This is a genomic window from Arthrobacter sp. StoSoilB13 (assembly GCF_019977255.1).
GTDB lineage: Bacteria > Actinomycetota > Actinomycetes > Actinomycetales > Micrococcaceae > Arthrobacter.
Map to the genome: position 1 here is coordinate 424218 of NZ_AP024649.1, position 14006 is coordinate 438223.

Consider the following 14006-nt stretch of genomic DNA (forward strand, 5'->3'; position numbering starts at 1 on the left):
GAAGAAGGGGGTTGATAACCGAATCGGAGCAGTAAGTGATCTTCAGCGCGGATACACAGTGGTGGCAGATGTGTCTGGCCTTGGCCGCAGCACTCGTCCTATCCACAGCCATAGGTTTTGAACGCCAGAGCAAGAACAAGTCTGCGGGCATGAGAACTCATGCCATGGTAGGACTTGGAGCCGCACTGTTCATGGTGGTGAGCAAATATGGCTTTAGCGACGTCCTGACAGTGGACCTGGTGAGGCTGGATCCCTCCCGCCTGGCGGCTCAAGTGGTTTCCGGCATTGGCTTCATAGGGGCGGGGCTGGTGTTCGTGCGTAGGAACCAAGTCCGCGGATTGACGACAGCAGCCTCCATCTGGGTTACAGCAGCAGTCGGAACGTCCGCCGGGGCAGGCCTCCTGCTTCCCGCGGTATTCGTCACCGCAGCCCACTTCGTCATCGTCTATGTCTATCCCGTGGTGACTGCGAAGCTCCGCTTTGGTTTGCCAAGCCAGTGGATGTTGAAAGTTACCTATATGGACGGTGTCGGAGCCCTGAGGGACGTGCTTCGAACGTGCACCGAGCAAGGTTTCCGTGTTCAAGGTTTCGCTACGACGCGGGGTTCGGCCGAGTCCAAGGGCGTGATGGACCGGTTGATGACTGCTACCGAAACCGCCGCCGCAGCTGACCTCATTGAGATAGAGCTGGAGATTGAAGGCACCATGGCAGCGTCGGACATCGTGGCCCAGCTGTCCCAGCTCACCACCGTTATTGAAGTTTCCGTCGTGGACGAATCGGAATAGGAAGATCAATGATCGAAATTCAGGGCCACCGGGGCGTTCTTGCCACACGGCACGGGAATACGTTGGCGAGCTTCGTCGAGGCACTTCGCCTTGGCGTTGATGCCATAGAAGTCGATGTCTGGCTCACGTCTGATATGCAATTGGTATTGAGGCACGACGCCGTCATCGGAACCGCCGACATCAGGTTGGAAAGCATGCTTCAGGCTGTAGTTGAGAAGCACCCGGCGACGATTACCGACGTCGATCCTGAAACGCGAGCGCCGTCGCTGTCCGAGACCCTTGCGTTGTTGCGATTCGCCAATGCCGCCGACGTCGTTCTGGACATTGAGGTCAAAACTGACGGTGCGGCCTGGGACCAGTATGGCCACGGAATGGTGACTGAATTGTCCAGGCTGCTGAAGGCTCACCAGGGTGAACAGGCCTTGCGCGTCCGCAGCTTCGATCCCCAAATCATTCGGGCACTGTCAGGAATGTTGCCTGGAGTTCCGCTGGTGGCGCTGAGCAGGGAGAGCCCCGTCCGGTCGGTAGGCCTCTATCCTTCTGCCGTTAAGGAATTTGTGATGGCTGCTTTGGCAACCGGCGCTTCCGCCATTGCGCCCGCCTTTGAAATTCTCGACGCCGGATTGGTCGCCGAGGCTCATGGCGCCGGCCTCAAGGTGTTCCCTTGGACTCTGGCGACAAGTGATGAAATCAGCGCAGCCGTCCAACTTGGAGTCGATGGGATCTGCGTCAACGATGTGGCCCTGGCCCGGCAAGTCCTGGGCGAATCGGGCGAACCTCTTGCCCCGTCCCGCGCCATCGCGTTGCCATTGCTGCACACGGTTTCGCCGCCGGACACGTGGTTCTCCTGATCCCCTTGGGTGTGTTCCTTTTGGGTGCTGTGGTTTCCTGACCTTCTTTGCGGGTCAACGCTGCTGTTTTCCGGCGATCTGGCTCCCTTTTAGTCTCAATGAGGGTCGGGAAGCTGCGGGCTCCGTCATTTTCCGGCGTTGGGGCAGCCCCAGGATGTGGGGTTTTCCTGGCAGGTGTCGGCGACGAGTGCTTTTTCTGTTTTCCAGACCTGGATGGTTTTCGGTGGGGTGGTCAGGTCCAGGGTTCCGTTGATGGGCAGGGGCGGGCCGTTGTTCACGGAGTAGGTGCCGGTGAAGCTGGTGGTGATCGTGGCGGGGTAGTTCCCTGTAGCCGTGTAGCTGTGGCTGGTGCGGGTGTCGTTGAGGAGCCAGTCGGCTTCGGGGATCGAATAGCCGGCTGCCGGGGTGGGGCCGAGGCTGGTGCCGTCGCCGAAGGTGTAGGTGAAGCTGGCCGGGGTTGCTCTCAGGTGGACGGTTTGGCCGAGGATGGTGATGTTGAAGGCTTGTTCGGTGCCGGTGGTGTAGAAGTTTGTTGGTCCGCCTTTGAGGGTGTGGGGGAAGGGTTGGGCCTGGAGGGTTCCCGGGTTCACGGGGAGCTGGCGGAAGTCGTTCAGGATCCGGGCTGCGATGTTCGCCAGGACGTTCTCGGGTTGGGCGTCGTACAGGCAGGTGGGTCCGCTGACGGGGATCCAGTTGGTCCAGCCGGGGTTGGTGATGGACTTGGGGGCTTGTTTCCAGATCACCGGTGTTCCTTCATCACCGCCCGGTGTTGTGGCAGGGCAGCTTAAGGCCAGGCAACCGGGATCGACGGTGTCGGGGCCGTCCGCCCGGCAGTGGGTGTCGGCCATGTACTGGTTGGGGTCGTCTGGTGCGGACGGGGCACCCTCAAGACTTGCATTAGCTTTCCCAGTACTTGGGTCTAGTTTGAACCGTGCTTCAACATCAACACCTCCATTGCGGGTGTTGTTTGACGCCCATAAGTCCTCGGCCTCGGCTGCCGCTGCCAGTACCAATGCCCCGATCAGAGCAAAAAAGATGGCCATCGAAGTGATGAGGTGTGCCTGATACAGCTCACTACGAAAGCAGGCCAAGGTCCACCACAGTCCATTTGTCATCTGCGAATTTGGCGAAGAATGCAAAAGCGTCGTTGCTCTGTTCGTCACTAGCTCGTCCCGCAGTTCCATCAGCGTTGTAATAGTTGATTGCTTCTTGCACTACTTGCACCTTCGCCCACGGGCCGCCGTTCTCTGCACCCCATTGCACTTCCACGACTGGCACGGAAATCTTGCCGCCAGCCAACCAACGCCCCTTGGTATATCCGTCTTCTCCCGATTCCTGAAGTCGAATGCAAAGCCTGCAGTCGCGGGAGATCAATGGAAGCCACGAGGACATGTCGCCCGTTTCATCCACATAAGAGAGTTGTGCGTACCAATACCGGATAAACGCCTCCAGCCCCTCCTTCGTGTTCTCCTTCGCCAACTCGGGCATAACAGGCACGGGCACGTTCTGCGCTTTGCCCTTCGCATTCGCGGGCTTGTAGACGCCGGAGGGAGCGGTGGTCGCGGAGGAACCAGCGGCGGAAGGTGAGCCGGACGCACCAGAGGTGGGGGACGCCGTCGTCGGGCCTGTTTCTGACGATGGTTTGCCCGGTGGGCTGCCGCCCTGGCAGCCAGTGAGCAGCAACGAAACCCCGAGCGCAGCAGCTGCCACGCGGACGATGAGAACAGTAAAAGAGGCAAACGAAAGGCGTGGCATGACAGGCTCCCCTGCGGCTGTTTGGTGATGTGTCCGCCAGTCTAGGTGGCGCGGGTTTAAAGGACCCTCTCGAAGAGAACTGCCTGTGGATAACCCGACCTCTGTTCACTGCAGGCCGCCAGGCGTATTCTTGCCCTCGCCGGTTCGTCATCGCACGCAATCCAATGGGGGACACCATGATCGAAACCACAGGCTCCAGCACGTCCAGGCTTCCTGGAAGGAATCGCAGGAAAGGTGCCGGCCGGCGAGGTACAAGCCCGCTGCTGATCGGGTGTCTTCTGATCGGAACGCTGGCGCTTAGTGCCTGCTCTTTCCCGCTGCCGGTTGCACAGCCCACGCCCATTGCGTCGTCGAACGCCCCAACGGCCAGCGGCCCACAATCCAGTGCCGAGCCGTCCGCGGAGATCAGTGCAAGCCCGGACGCGACCACAGGCACAGGCGGCGTCTATGGCGAGTTCGCTTCCTTGTCTGAAGCGTGCATCTCCGTCAGTGCCGCCATGCTGAGCGTGACCATCCTTCCGTTGGCGGCCTTGGTGGGCGGCGACCCGGAAGATATCAAGAAGGCCAAGGAAGAACTGTCGCAAATGCAGGGCAAGGTGCCTGACGAACTGAAGCCGAGCTTTGAGAAGCTGAGGGCGTATACGGAGTCCGCAGGAACGGATTTCCGCAAGTACGGGGAGCCTGAATTCGAGGAACTTATGAAGCCGATCCAGGACTGGATGGATAAGAACTGCAAGTAGCCGCCGCGCACACTCGCTTCTCTCACAAAGCGTCGGAGCTAGACGCTAGGGTGGTACTCAAGAGAAGGGGAGTGCTTCGATGTCAGATCAGAACTTGCAGATCGACCCTGCGCCTGAGGGCGAGGTCCTCGGTACCGGACGCACCATCATCTCCGAGGCGGCAGTGGCAAAAGTAGCCGGCATCGCTGCACGCGCGGTTCCAGGTGTCTACTCCCTGGGCTCAGGTCCATCCCGCGCGCTTGGCGCAATCCGTGACGCTGTTGGCAGTTCGGACCATGCCGCTGGTGTTCGCGCCGAAGTGGGCGAGACCCAGGTGGCGGTGGACATCAACCTTGTGGCTGTCTATGGGCATCCCTTGCACAGCGTCGCCAACCAGGTCCGCGCTGCTGTTTACCGGGCTGTTGAGGAGCTCGTCGGGCTGCAGGTCATCGAGGTCAACATCGAGATCAACGATGTCTATGTGGCCCCGCCACCCAAGCCCAAAACCGTCGTGGTCGAAAGGGAGGCACTGCAATGAGCATGACCGTTGTGGGAATCGCGATTGGCGCCTTCGTGGCGTTCATGTCCTTCCAATTCGGGCTGTGGGGCTTCCTTATCTCCCTGCTCTTCATGGGCATAGGCGCCCTCCTGGGCCGTGCAGCTGAAGGCAAGCTTGATCTTCGCAGCGTCCTGGACGCCATTACGGGCCGGCGCTCTTCGTCATGAGCGTGGCTGGGGCTGTGGAACCTACCACCAGCCTGGCCGGACATAACCGGATCAGTACCCAGGCTTTGACATCGCTGGCACAGGCCGCTGCCGCCGAGGCTCTCGGCGTGGAACCCAGCGACATCCGCGCAGATTGGTCGGACGACGACGGCCTGCTGGCTTTGTCTATCGTGGCACCTATCAGCATCCCCGCGTTGAGTGAAGTACTGCGCAATCCGGAGCGTGTCCAGGGCTTCGGCGGCTCCATCTGGGACCGTGCTGTGGCCGCAAAGGCAACGGTGTTGGAGCGTGTGACCCGGCTCAGTGGTTTCCGCATAAGCAGAGTGGATATCAGGATTAGTGGAGCCCACGTTTCAGAGGGAGGCCGCGTCCGGTGACACAGGACCAGCAAACAATCATTGAACCTTCTGACGCTGGCTCCGGAGCCAGCCCCATCGCCGGCGAGGACCCGGCAATGAGCCGTGTCCTGCGCAGGGAAACGCACTCGTCCCGGGCTGGAGCAGCCACCATCGCCGCCGTGCTGGTGATCATTCTCTGCGTCCTCGCGCTTCTGGAATCTGCGCTCCGCGCCATCGGCCAACCGCCATGGCTTATTGACCCAAGCACGGCAGCGGAGCGAATCATCGCACTTCCGGCGGGCATGCCGCCTCTTCTGCTTGGCGCCAGCGGTGCTGTCATTGCCATGGTCGGACTCTTTTTCCTCCTTCACGCTGTTTTACCAGGCAGACGGGCCCGGCATTTGCTGCGGGACCCACGCACCGCCGTCGTCGTTGATGACGAAGTGCTGGCCTCGGCACTTGCTCGTCGTGCGCGGACTGCCGCCAACGTGACACCGGAACAGGTCATGGTGATTGTGTCCAGGCAGTCAGTGGTGGTCAACGTCCGGCCCACCTCCGGCAGCAGGGTCAGCGAGGAAGCCGTCCTACAAGCAGTGCAGTCCGAACTCGATGAAATGTCCCCCTTTCCCATGCCCGCTGTTCGGGTGAACCTCTCTACGTCGGGGGTGGTCGGCGCATGAACGAAACACCGCGTGCCCTCAACCGGGTGCTTCTCTTCATCATTGGCGTGAAACTCCTGGCCGTTGGGCTGCTTCTTCTCCTGCTGGCGACTGTTCCGGCCGTAGCAACGTGGTGGCACGGCTGGGCCGCGGACATGTGGGCCCGTGCCGAGGATGCATTCCAGCGAACCCGGTTCCCCGGCCGTGAGGAAAGTTGGCTGTGGATTGTGGCCGGTGTGGTTTTGGTGGCCATCATTATTGCGATGGTCGCCTGGGTGTCGCAACAGGGTAAAGGCCGGGCCAACCTTCTGGTGGCCAGCGACGACGAGAGCCATGTGGACGGTGAGGTCCAGATCGGTGGCGGCGTCGCGGAACAGGCGCTCCGGGCAGCTTTGGCAGATCGGCCGGACCTCGCCGGCGCGTCTGTGGCCACGTATGAGGTCAAAGGCCAGCCCGGATTAAGGGTGCGCATCCAGCCCCGGCAGGGCGTGGCACCGCACCTCCTTGCTGCCGAAATTTCACGGCTGGTCGAAGCCCTGGACCTGGTGATCGGCAAGAAGACGCCCGTATTGGTCCATATGGCATCAGGGGCCCGTGCGAAATTTACAAAAGCTGAACGGGTTCGCTGACTGTCCTGGCTAATTTTGCCGAATATTTCACTCCTGGTGTTTTGCGTTGCTTAACCAGCGTGGATGCCAATAGTTTGAAAGTAGAGGGGGAAAACTCCCTGATGCGATTGATTGCTTTGTGGGATAAATCCCGGGAGTGATCAGCGTTCAACCGTCACGAAGGAGAGCACCATGAGTGAAGAAACCACGGGATCGGAAGCAGTGGAAGGCGCTGCGGGCAAGGCCAAGGATGTAGCTGGCGAGGCGCTTGAAAATGCTAAGGAATTTGCCGGCGAGGCCGCCGAAAATGTCAAGGAGTTCGCTGGAGCGGCTGCAGAAAACGTCAAGGAATTCGCAGGCGATGCAGCTGAAAACGTCAAGGAATTTTTCTCTGGTGACGTGGGGGAGAATGCTAAGGAACTTGCTGGTGACGTTGCCGGGAAATCCAGGGAAATCGCCGGAGATGTTACCGAAAACGTGAAGGGTCTCGGCTCCAAGATCGCAGGCCTGTTCAAGGGCGGGAAGTAGCCATAACTGCATGGCGCGGGGATGGCAGTTCAGGAACGTGCTGGACCGCACCCTATGAGCTGTCATCCCGCCTGCGGCTAATCGGCGACCCCGCACATCCACGCCTAGTAGGCTGAGTTTCACACGCGATGGACGGGAGGCTCCAGTGGTCGGGAAAACTGCGACTGGTACGGCTGCAACTGGGACGACGCTGGCCGGCGTGATGGCCGAGCTGGCCGCGCTGGAAGACCCGAGGTCGCGCGAGGTGAACGAAAAACACGGTGACGATCACGGTGTGAACCTCAGTAAATTGCGCGCGATTGCGAAGCGGTTGAAGATCCAGCCGGAGCTTTCGCGCGAGCTTTGGGAGACCGATGACACCGCGGCGAAGCTGCTGGCACTGCTGATTTGTCGGCCTAAGTCGTACGGATCCGAAGATCTGGACACCATGCTGCGCGAGGCCCGAACCCCCAAAGTCCATGACTGGCTCGTGAATTACGTGGTCAAGAAGAATCCGCACGCCGAAGAGCTGCGGGTGGCCTGGTTTGCGGACAAGGATCCCTTGGTGGCGAGTGCCGGTTGGGCGCTGACCTCGGAGCGCGTCGTCAAGGATCCGGCCGGCCTGGACATTACCGGGCTGCTGGATGCCATCGAGGAGGGGATGAAGGACGCCCCGGACCGCCTGCAGTGGGCGATGAACACCTGTCTTGCCCAGATCGGCATCGAACACCCGGAGTATCGCGCCCGCGCCTTGAGTATTGGTGAGCGCTTGGAGGTTCTGAAGGATTACCCAACTCCGCCCAACTGCACCTCTCCGTTCGCGCCTGCCTGGATCAACGAGATGGTGCGCCGGCAGCAACTGTCAGCAACCAGCTAGCCCCTGTTGCGGTGCATCATCCGGTACGTCAGTTCTGCGAGGAGCTCCTCGTCTGAAAGATGCGAGGCCCGGGCTATAGGGGCTGCCGGTACCATGACGCGAGGCCCCGGGGACTGCCGTGGCTCGTCGCTGCTGCGCATGTCGTCCGGAGTGATTTGGTCCGGAGCGAAGCTGGATTTTCCCTTGAGGACTTCAGACATGGATCCAGCGCGCCACCCCAGGGCGTGCTCGAGCTTGCGCTGATTGATTTCCTGGGTGCGGCGCGTACCGGATTCCAGCGTCCGTACAGTCTTGATTGCCGTCCCAGCCTGCTTGGCCAACTGCACCTGGCTCAGCCCCTGGGCCAGCCGTTCTTCTTTGATCAGGCGGCCGATAGTCTGGAGTGCTTCAAGTTCATCCACACTTCCCACTGTTGCATAGGCAATACTGGGCAAACAAATCTGATGACGTGCATGTTGGACCCACGACTTCCTCGTGCCCGTGCGGTGGCGGCCGCTGCAGGCGGCGGATTCAAGACGTCGACGACGGCGCCCGGCGATCGCTGCGGTGCAGTTCCGGCGCGATGCAAAGGTTACTTTGTATCGTTGTGGTTACGGTCGGTGTAAGCGCTTGCATTTCTATGGACAACCTCGCTAGTGTGAGGGCCACCACATCAATCGCGCCACGATTTTCTTGTACTCAGCGAGGAGTCTTCAGCATGAAAAAAACCAAGTACCTGCTCCCGGTCGCAGCGGCCGGCGTTCTGGCACTTACCATGTCCGCATGTAGCGGAAACAGCGGCGGCGGCGGAAGCACCGCGTCGGACGACTGTTCCGCATACGAAACCTACGGCAAGCACGACGGCAAGACAGTCTCCGTGTACTCCACGATCGTCGACGTCGAAGCGACAAACCTCGAGGAATCCTGGGCACAGTTCGAAAAGTGCACGGGCATTACGGTCAAGTACGAGGGCAGCAAGGAGTTCGAGACCCAGATCGGTGTCCGGGCCCAGTCCGGTACGGCCCCTGACGTAGCGATCTTCCCCCAGCCCGGTCTTCTGGCCACGCAGGCCAAGGCCGGTTACCTGAAGCCCGCTCCCAAGACTGTGTCCGATCTTGTGGACAAGAACTGGTCCGCAGACTGGAAGAAGTACGGCACGGTGGACGGCACGTTCTACGCCGCCCCGATGCTTGCGAACGTCAAGGGATACGTCTGGTACTCGCCCAAGACCTTCAAGGACAAGGGTTGGCAGGTCCCCAAGACGTGGGACGAAATGATGGACCTGACCAAGAAGATCGCCGACGACAAGACCATGAAGCCGTGGTGTGCCGGATTTGAATCGGGCGAAGCCACGGGTTGGCCGGGTACCGACTGGATCGAGGACGTTGTCCTGCGTGCCGAAGGCCCGGAAGTCTATGACAAGTGGATCACGCACCAGATTCCGTTCAATGACCCCAAGATCGTCAACTCCTTCAACAAGGTTGGCGACATCCTCCTCAACCCGGATTACGTCAACGGCGGCTTCGGTGACCCGCGCTCGATCTTGAGCACCGCGTTTGCCCAGGCTGGCCAGCCGGTTCTGGACGGACAGTGCGCCATGCACCACCAGGCATCGTTCCAGGCAGCCAACTGGCCTGCCGGTACCAACGTGGCCGAAGACGGCGACGTCTGGGCATTCATGACGCCTCCGGTGGATGAATCCAAGGGCACTGCCATCACCGGTGGTGGGGAGTCGGTCGCCGCTTACAAGGACACCCCTGAGGTCCAGGCATACCTGGCATTCATGGCTAGTGCGGACTTCGCCAACAACCGCGTGAAGCTCGGCGGCGCCATCAGTGCAAACAAGGGCCTTGACCCGAACAACGCACAGTCGGCCCTGGACAAGCAGTCCATCAAGCTCCTTCAGGATCCCAAGACCGTCTTCCGTTTTGACGGTTCGGACCTGATGCCGAGCGCTGTGGGTTCCAACTCGTTCTGGAAGGGCATCGTTGCCTGGATCAATGGCAGCTCCGCCCAGCAGGTAACTGACAGCATCGAGTCCAGCTGGCCCAAGGGCTAACTCCGAAAGCGCTGCCTCCCCTGCCTGGTTTGCCCAGTCGGGGAGGCAGCGTTTTTCCCGGAACCTAGTGATTCACTCACGCCCCGGAGGTTGGGTATGGAATTTATCGGAGGAAAACTCCTTCAAGTAGTGATCGCCCTGGCGATCTTTGCCGCTATTATCGGCATCCTCATGCTGGTGGTGGACAGAGCACCGAAATCAGTCAAGGACAAAGTTACGGTGGCAGGATTCCTGGCTCCCGCCGGAATCCTGATGCTGGTGGGCCTCGTGTACCCAGCGGTGCGCACGTCAATGTTGGCCTTCACGGACGCCAGTGGCCAAGGCAACGGATTCGACAACTTTGTTTGGATGTTTACCCAGCCTGAGGCTTTGACCACGCTGCGTAACACCATTATCTGGACCGTCCTGGTCCCCCTGTTGTCAACCTCTTTCGGCTTGGCCTACGCCGTCTTTATCGATAAGGCCCGCGGAGAGCGGGTTCTGAAGTCCCTGGTCTTCATGCCGATGGCCATCTCCTTTGTAGGCGCCGGTATCATCTGGAAGCTCGTGTATGACTACCGCGGCCCCGGCATCGAACAGACTGGCGTGATCAACTTCATCCGTGACGCACTGGGAATGAACCCCAAGCAGTTCCTCCTCGACGCCCCGGAAAACACGGTGTTCCTGATCATCGTGATGGTCTGGATCCAAACCGGCTTCGCCATGGTGATTCTCTCCGCGGCCATCAAGGGTGTCCCCGTGGAACTCATCGAGGCGGCCCGCTTGGATGGGGCCAACGCCTGGCAGCAGTTCCGCAACGTGACGGTCCCGGGTATCCGTGGGGCGCTGGTAGTGGTCCTGACTACTATTACGATCGCCACGTTGAAGGTATTCGACATTGTTCGAACCATGACGGCCGGTAACTACGACACGTCGGTTGTGGCCAACGAAATGTACACGCAGGCCTTCCGTGCCGGTGAGCCGGGACGAGGTGCCGCATTGGCCCTGATCCTGTTCCTCATGGTGCTGCCCATCGTCGTGTACAACGCTCGAGTCCTTCGCAAGCAAAGGGAGATCCATTGACAGCCACGCCAGCCCCGAAAGAGGCGTCCAAGGCCGCCACCCGGCAGCGTCCTGGATCGGACCCCACGGAGGACGCCCAGCCGATGATGCGCAGGGTCAAGACCAAGCTCACTTCCAAGTGGGCCACAGCGGCAGCGATCATCATCGCCGTCGTATGGTCTGTCCCGACTTTTGGCCTCTTTGTTACCTCATTCAGGCCTGCAGCCAAGCAAGTAGGCCCCCGCTCAAACGGCTGGTGGAACGCCTTCCTTGACTGGGACTTCACCTTCAAGAACTATGTGGATGTCCTTACCCCGGCGGGCTCGCAGTCTGCCAACCTTTCCCAGTACTTCATCAACTCCGTGGCGATCGTCATTCCAGTCACCATCTTTGTGCTGGTACTGGCGTCCATGGCCGCCTATGTTTTCGCATGGGGGAAGTTCAAGGGCCGCGACGCACTCTTCATTTTCGTTTTTGCCCTGCAGATCATCCCGCTCCAGATGGCACTGATTCCGCTCCTGCAACTCTTCACGCAAACCCTGCATTTGCCTGCGGGTTCGTATGCGCAGCTGTGGATCGCCCACACCATGTTCGGCCTTCCCCTGGGTATTTTCCTCCTCCACAACTTCATCTCCGAGATCCCGGGTGAAGTTATCGAGGCAGCAAGGGTGGACGGTGCGGGACACAGCACCATTTTCTGGCGGATCATCCTGCCGCTTTCCGTTCCGGCACTGGCTTCGCTGGCGATCTTCCAGTTCCTGTGGGTCTGGAACGACCTCCTGGTTGCGCTGGTGTTCTCCGGCGGAACGGCCGACGTAGCACCTATCACCCAGCGTCTGGCCGAGATTTCCGGCACGCGCGGTGCCAGGGACTACTTGAACCCGGCCGCGGCCTTCGTGTCGATCATCATCCCGCTTCTGGTGTTCTTCGGCCTGCAGCGGTACTTCGTCCGGGGCCTGCTGTCCGGCGGTCTCAAGGGCTAGACAATTGCAGCGTTGGTTACGCAGCGGAACGACTCCGCTGCGTAACCAAGGCCTGCACAAAATAGACTGATTCTTCGCCATGAGACAGAGAACGGCGAAGTGAAGGCAGCCGGAGAGGGGGGGCCTGTGACACGAACAACGGGTAGGTCCCAGCGCGGTGGTCATACAGGCGTCAGCATCGAGGACGTCGCAGCAGCAGCGGGAGTGTCCACGGCTACCGTTTCCAGGGCCGTCAGGGGACTGCCACGGGTTTCGCCGGCAACCCGTGAAAAGATCCTGGAAGTGGCGGCGTCGCTGGGTTATGTGGCGTCGTCGTCGGCGTCGGGTCTGGCCACCGGGCGCACGCGCACCATCGGTGTCCTGGCGCCCTTCGTCAGCCGTTGGTTCTTCTCCAAGGCAATCGAAGGCGCGGACAGGGAACTGCACTCACGCAAGTACAACCTCTCCCTGTTCAACCTTGGCGGCCATGGCAGCAATCGCGAGCGGCTCTTCAGCTCCACCATGGTGTACAAACAGATCGACGCCCTGCTGGTGCTGTGTATGGCGCTCAGCGAGGACGAACTGGAACACCTCCACAAGATCGACATCCCGTTGGTGGTTGTTGGCGGACACGTTGAGGATTGTGCCTACATCGGTATCAACGATTACGACGCCGCAACCACCGCCGTGCGGCACCTGCTGGACCTCGGACACAAGGACATTGCCCTGCTCCATGGCGATGACGAGACAGACCTGAACTTCGACGTTCCCCGCGTCCGGATCCGCGCCTTCCAGGACGTCATGACCGACGCCGGCTTGGAAGTCCGTCCCGAGTGGGACGAATGGGGTGACTTCACGGTTGCCAGCGGGCAGCAGGCATTCAACCGGCTCTGGAGCCAGCCCGGACGCAAGCCTACGGCCATTTTCTGTTCCTCTGATGAGATGGCCATGGGGGTCATCTTCGAAGCCACGCGACACGGCGTTCGGGTGCCCGCGGACCTCTCAGTCATCGGAATCGACGACCACGACTTCTCCGAAGCCCTGGGCTTGACAACGGTGGGTCAACGGCCGGACGACCAAGCCGAACTGGGCACCAAGATGCTTTTGGACGAACTCGATGGCATCGCCGGTGCCGTGCATTCAGAGGTAGCGCCGCACCAATTGATTGTCCGGGAGACAACAGCACCGCCGTGCCGGTGATGACAGCCTACGAGGGCCCGCGCCAACTGCCGGATGGGGATCCAGCGCGAGGCCAGCCGGCGATAGGCTGCCGCTGCGCCCGTCATATCTCCCTCAGCGAGGCACTCGATCCCGAGGCGAACATCCATGGGGGATTCGTCCGGGTACACCTTGTCCGCCACAGCTCCGTAATCCAACTCCACCATGGACTGGACATGGAACAGCTCCAGCCACTCGGTGAGCTGCGTGAGATCGTCCAGCATGTCCAGGTCCGGGGCTGCCAAAGCCAGATGGGCTACGGCGAAGCGTGCCCTGTCCAGGGCCTCCGTCAACGGCGTCCACACCCGGACAGTGAGGATGTGCCCGTCCGATTCCACCACATCCTTGCGGTCAGACTCAGCGAAAAGCGAGAACCAACTAAAAGGGATACCCCAGGTGGAGGCCCGGGTGTGGACCCGCTTGGCTTCCTCCCCGGCGTTGATGCGATCGATCCGCGCTTGGTGCTTGTCCCGCTGCGAAACCGGAATCAGCAGATCGGCCAGCGGGCTGTGCACACCATCCATGAGGGCATTCGCTGCCAACCCGGCGCGAATCACCAGTTGGCTGGGGCAGTAAAGCAGCCGTCCGGCGTCGTGGGCGTCCTTATCCTGGGCCGACGCGCCGGTGGCGGCATCTGTGGAACTGTCCGCCGCAGTGTGCCGCCCGCCAGGGACGCGCGTCATTCGCACCAGATCAGTCCGGCCGGTGGGGAAGGGGTCCCCGCCCGTCCGGGTGATGCGGCCCAGCGAGGCTTGGAGCTCAGCGTTTTCGACGGCGGCCCGGGACCGGATCTTGCTGCTGTCCGCCACGAGCTGGCGCTGCTGCTCCGGCGGAAACGCCTCAAGGGGCTCGTAGATGCGCAGGGACGAAGAGAACGGCAGTCCTGCCTGGCCCCTATACAGGTTTCCAGTCATCTCCAGCC

Annotated in this window: 17 protein-coding genes and 1 pseudogene; 14 read left to right on the plus strand and 4 right to left on the minus strand. The window is 60.8% G+C overall.

Annotated elements, in window-relative coordinates; all coding sequences use genetic code 11:
* Positions 1–68: 68 nt before the first annotated feature.
* A complete protein-coding gene (locus LDP01_RS20535; RefSeq protein ID WP_224095099.1) occupies positions 69–785 on the plus strand; it encodes an MgtC/SapB family protein in 717 nt (238 codons plus the stop codon).
* Positions 786–793: 8 nt separating this feature from the next.
* Positions 794–1636, plus strand: a complete 843-nt coding sequence (locus tag LDP01_RS20540; RefSeq protein WP_224094987.1) for a glycerophosphodiester phosphodiesterase — start codon at positions 794–796, stop codon at positions 1634–1636.
* A gap of 125 nt (positions 1637–1761) precedes the next feature.
* On the opposite strand, the gene LDP01_RS20545 is transcribed toward LDP01_RS20540, so the two are convergent.
* Together LDP01_RS20545 and LDP01_RS20550 are read right to left on the minus strand one after the other, a co-directional pair.
* Positions 1762–2379, minus strand: a complete 618-nt coding sequence (locus tag LDP01_RS20545; RefSeq protein WP_224094989.1) for a hypothetical protein — start codon at positions 2377–2379, stop codon at positions 1762–1764.
* A gap of 331 nt (positions 2380–2710) precedes the next feature.
* Positions 2711–3391, minus strand: coding sequence for a DUF6318 family protein (locus LDP01_RS20550; protein WP_224094991.1), 681 nt, complete (start codon positions 3389–3391; stop codon positions 2711–2713).
* 176 nt (positions 3392–3567) lie between these two features.
* Between LDP01_RS20550 and LDP01_RS20555 the strand changes: the two genes are divergently transcribed.
* The 8 genes from LDP01_RS20555 to LDP01_RS20590 all read left to right on the plus strand — a co-directional run bounded on the left by LDP01_RS20555 (position 3568) and on the right by LDP01_RS20590 (position 7825).
* The gene (locus LDP01_RS20555) at positions 3568–4131 is read left to right on the plus strand and encodes a hypothetical protein (protein WP_224094993.1); all 564 of its coding nucleotides are present in this window, start codon (positions 3568–3570) and stop codon (positions 4129–4131) included.
* A 79-nt stretch (positions 4132–4210) separates the two neighbouring features.
* Positions 4211–4648: an Asp23/Gls24 family envelope stress response protein gene (locus tag LDP01_RS20560; protein WP_223947702.1), complete on the plus strand. Its 438-nt coding sequence runs from the start codon at positions 4211–4213 to the stop codon at positions 4646–4648.
* On the plus strand, positions 4645–4836 hold the full coding sequence (locus LDP01_RS20565) for a hypothetical protein (protein WP_216922303.1): 192 nt from the start codon (positions 4645–4647) through the stop codon (positions 4834–4836). The genes LDP01_RS20560 and LDP01_RS20565 overlap by 4 nt, the downstream gene beginning before the upstream one ends.
* Positions 4833–5213, plus strand: coding sequence for a hypothetical protein (locus tag LDP01_RS20570; protein WP_224094995.1), 381 nt, complete (start codon positions 4833–4835; stop codon positions 5211–5213). Before LDP01_RS20565 ends, LDP01_RS20570 begins: the two co-directional genes overlap by 4 nt.
* Positions 5210–5854, plus strand: a complete 645-nt coding sequence (locus LDP01_RS20575) for a DUF6286 domain-containing protein (protein ID WP_224094997.1) — start codon at positions 5210–5212, stop codon at positions 5852–5854. The genes LDP01_RS20570 and LDP01_RS20575 overlap by 4 nt, the downstream gene beginning before the upstream one ends.
* Positions 5851–6462 carry a hypothetical protein gene (locus LDP01_RS20580; RefSeq protein ID WP_224094999.1) on the plus strand — a complete coding sequence of 204 codons (612 nt, stop codon included), beginning with the start codon at positions 5851–5853 and terminating at the stop codon, positions 6460–6462. The genes LDP01_RS20575 and LDP01_RS20580 overlap by 4 nt, the downstream gene beginning before the upstream one ends.
* A 171-nt stretch (positions 6463–6633) precedes the next feature.
* On the plus strand, positions 6634–6969 hold the full coding sequence (locus LDP01_RS20585; RefSeq protein WP_224095001.1) for a hypothetical protein: 336 nt from the start codon (positions 6634–6636) through the stop codon (positions 6967–6969).
* A gap of 202 nt (positions 6970–7171) precedes the next feature.
* Positions 7172–7825, plus strand: a complete 654-nt coding sequence (locus LDP01_RS20590; RefSeq protein WP_224095100.1) for a DNA alkylation repair protein — start codon at positions 7172–7174, stop codon at positions 7823–7825.
* Here the strand turns inward: LDP01_RS20590 and LDP01_RS20595 are convergent.
* Positions 7822–8226, minus strand: coding sequence for a helix-turn-helix domain-containing protein (locus LDP01_RS20595; RefSeq protein ID WP_224095002.1), 405 nt, complete (start codon positions 8224–8226; stop codon positions 7822–7824). The two genes, LDP01_RS20590 and LDP01_RS20595, sit on opposite strands and share 4 nt — an antisense overlap.
* A gap of 296 nt (positions 8227–8522) precedes the next feature.
* On the opposite strand from LDP01_RS20595, the gene LDP01_RS20600 reads away from it, so the two are divergent.
* The 4 genes from LDP01_RS20600 to LDP01_RS20615 all read left to right on the plus strand — a co-directional run bounded on the left by LDP01_RS20600 (position 8523) and on the right by LDP01_RS20615 (position 13066).
* A complete protein-coding gene (locus tag LDP01_RS20600) occupies positions 8523–9863 on the plus strand; it encodes an ABC transporter substrate-binding protein (RefSeq protein ID WP_224095003.1) in 1341 nt (446 codons plus the stop codon).
* Positions 9864–9959: 96 nt separating this feature from the next.
* Positions 9960–10925: a carbohydrate ABC transporter permease gene (locus LDP01_RS20605; RefSeq protein WP_224095004.1), complete on the plus strand. Its 966-nt coding sequence runs from the start codon at positions 9960–9962 to the stop codon at positions 10923–10925.
* Positions 10922–11887, plus strand: coding sequence for a carbohydrate ABC transporter permease (locus tag LDP01_RS20610; protein ID WP_224095005.1), 966 nt, complete (start codon positions 10922–10924; stop codon positions 11885–11887). The genes LDP01_RS20605 and LDP01_RS20610 overlap by 4 nt, the downstream gene beginning before the upstream one ends.
* 126 nt (positions 11888–12013) lie before the next feature.
* Positions 12014–13066 (plus strand): LacI family DNA-binding transcriptional regulator, encoded by a 1053-nt coding sequence (locus LDP01_RS20615; RefSeq protein ID WP_224095006.1) that lies wholly within the window; start codon positions 12014–12016, stop codon positions 13064–13066.
* Between the two features lie 14 nt (positions 13067–13080).
* Here the strand turns inward: LDP01_RS20615 and LDP01_RS20620 are convergent.
* Positions 13081–13998, minus strand: a pseudogene (locus LDP01_RS20620) (DUF8083 family protein); the annotation flags it as partial.
* Positions 13999–14006 lie beyond the last annotated feature (8 nt).

Bases quoted from the DNA above. Each gene is read 5' to 3' on its own strand.
- LDP01_RS20590 (WP_224095100.1), top strand. From the start codon at position 7,172: ATGGCCGAGCTGGCCGCGCTGGAAGACCCGAGGTCGCGCGAGGTGAAC.
- LDP01_RS20580 (WP_224094999.1), top strand. From the start codon at position 5,851: ATGAACGAAACACCGCGTGCCCTCAACCGGGTGCTTCTCTTCATCATT.
- LDP01_RS20605 (WP_224095004.1), top strand. From the start codon at position 9,960: ATGGAATTTATCGGAGGAAAACTCCTTCAAGTAGTGATCGCCCTGGCG.
- LDP01_RS20540 (WP_224094987.1), top strand. From the start codon at position 794: ATGATCGAAATTCAGGGCCACCGGGGCGTTCTTGCCACACGGCACGGG.
- LDP01_RS20570 (WP_224094995.1), top strand. From the start codon at position 4,833: ATGAGCGTGGCTGGGGCTGTGGAACCTACCACCAGCCTGGCCGGACAT.
- LDP01_RS20585 (WP_224095001.1), top strand. From the start codon at position 6,634: ATGAGTGAAGAAACCACGGGATCGGAAGCAGTGGAAGGCGCTGCGGGC.
- LDP01_RS20560 (WP_223947702.1), top strand. From the start codon at position 4,211: ATGTCAGATCAGAACTTGCAGATCGACCCTGCGCCTGAGGGCGAGGTC.
- LDP01_RS20550 (WP_224094991.1), bottom strand. From the start codon at position 3,391: ATGCCACGCCTTTCGTTTGCCTCTTTTACTGTTCTCATCGTCCGCGTG.
- LDP01_RS20600 (WP_224095003.1), top strand. From the start codon at position 8,523: ATGAAAAAAACCAAGTACCTGCTCCCGGTCGCAGCGGCCGGCGTTCTG.
- LDP01_RS20555 (WP_224094993.1), top strand. From the start codon at position 3,568: ATGATCGAAACCACAGGCTCCAGCACGTCCAGGCTTCCTGGAAGGAAT.
- LDP01_RS20565 (WP_216922303.1), top strand. From the start codon at position 4,645: ATGAGCATGACCGTTGTGGGAATCGCGATTGGCGCCTTCGTGGCGTTC.
- LDP01_RS20535 (WP_224095099.1), top strand. From the start codon at position 69: ATGTGTCTGGCCTTGGCCGCAGCACTCGTCCTATCCACAGCCATAGGT.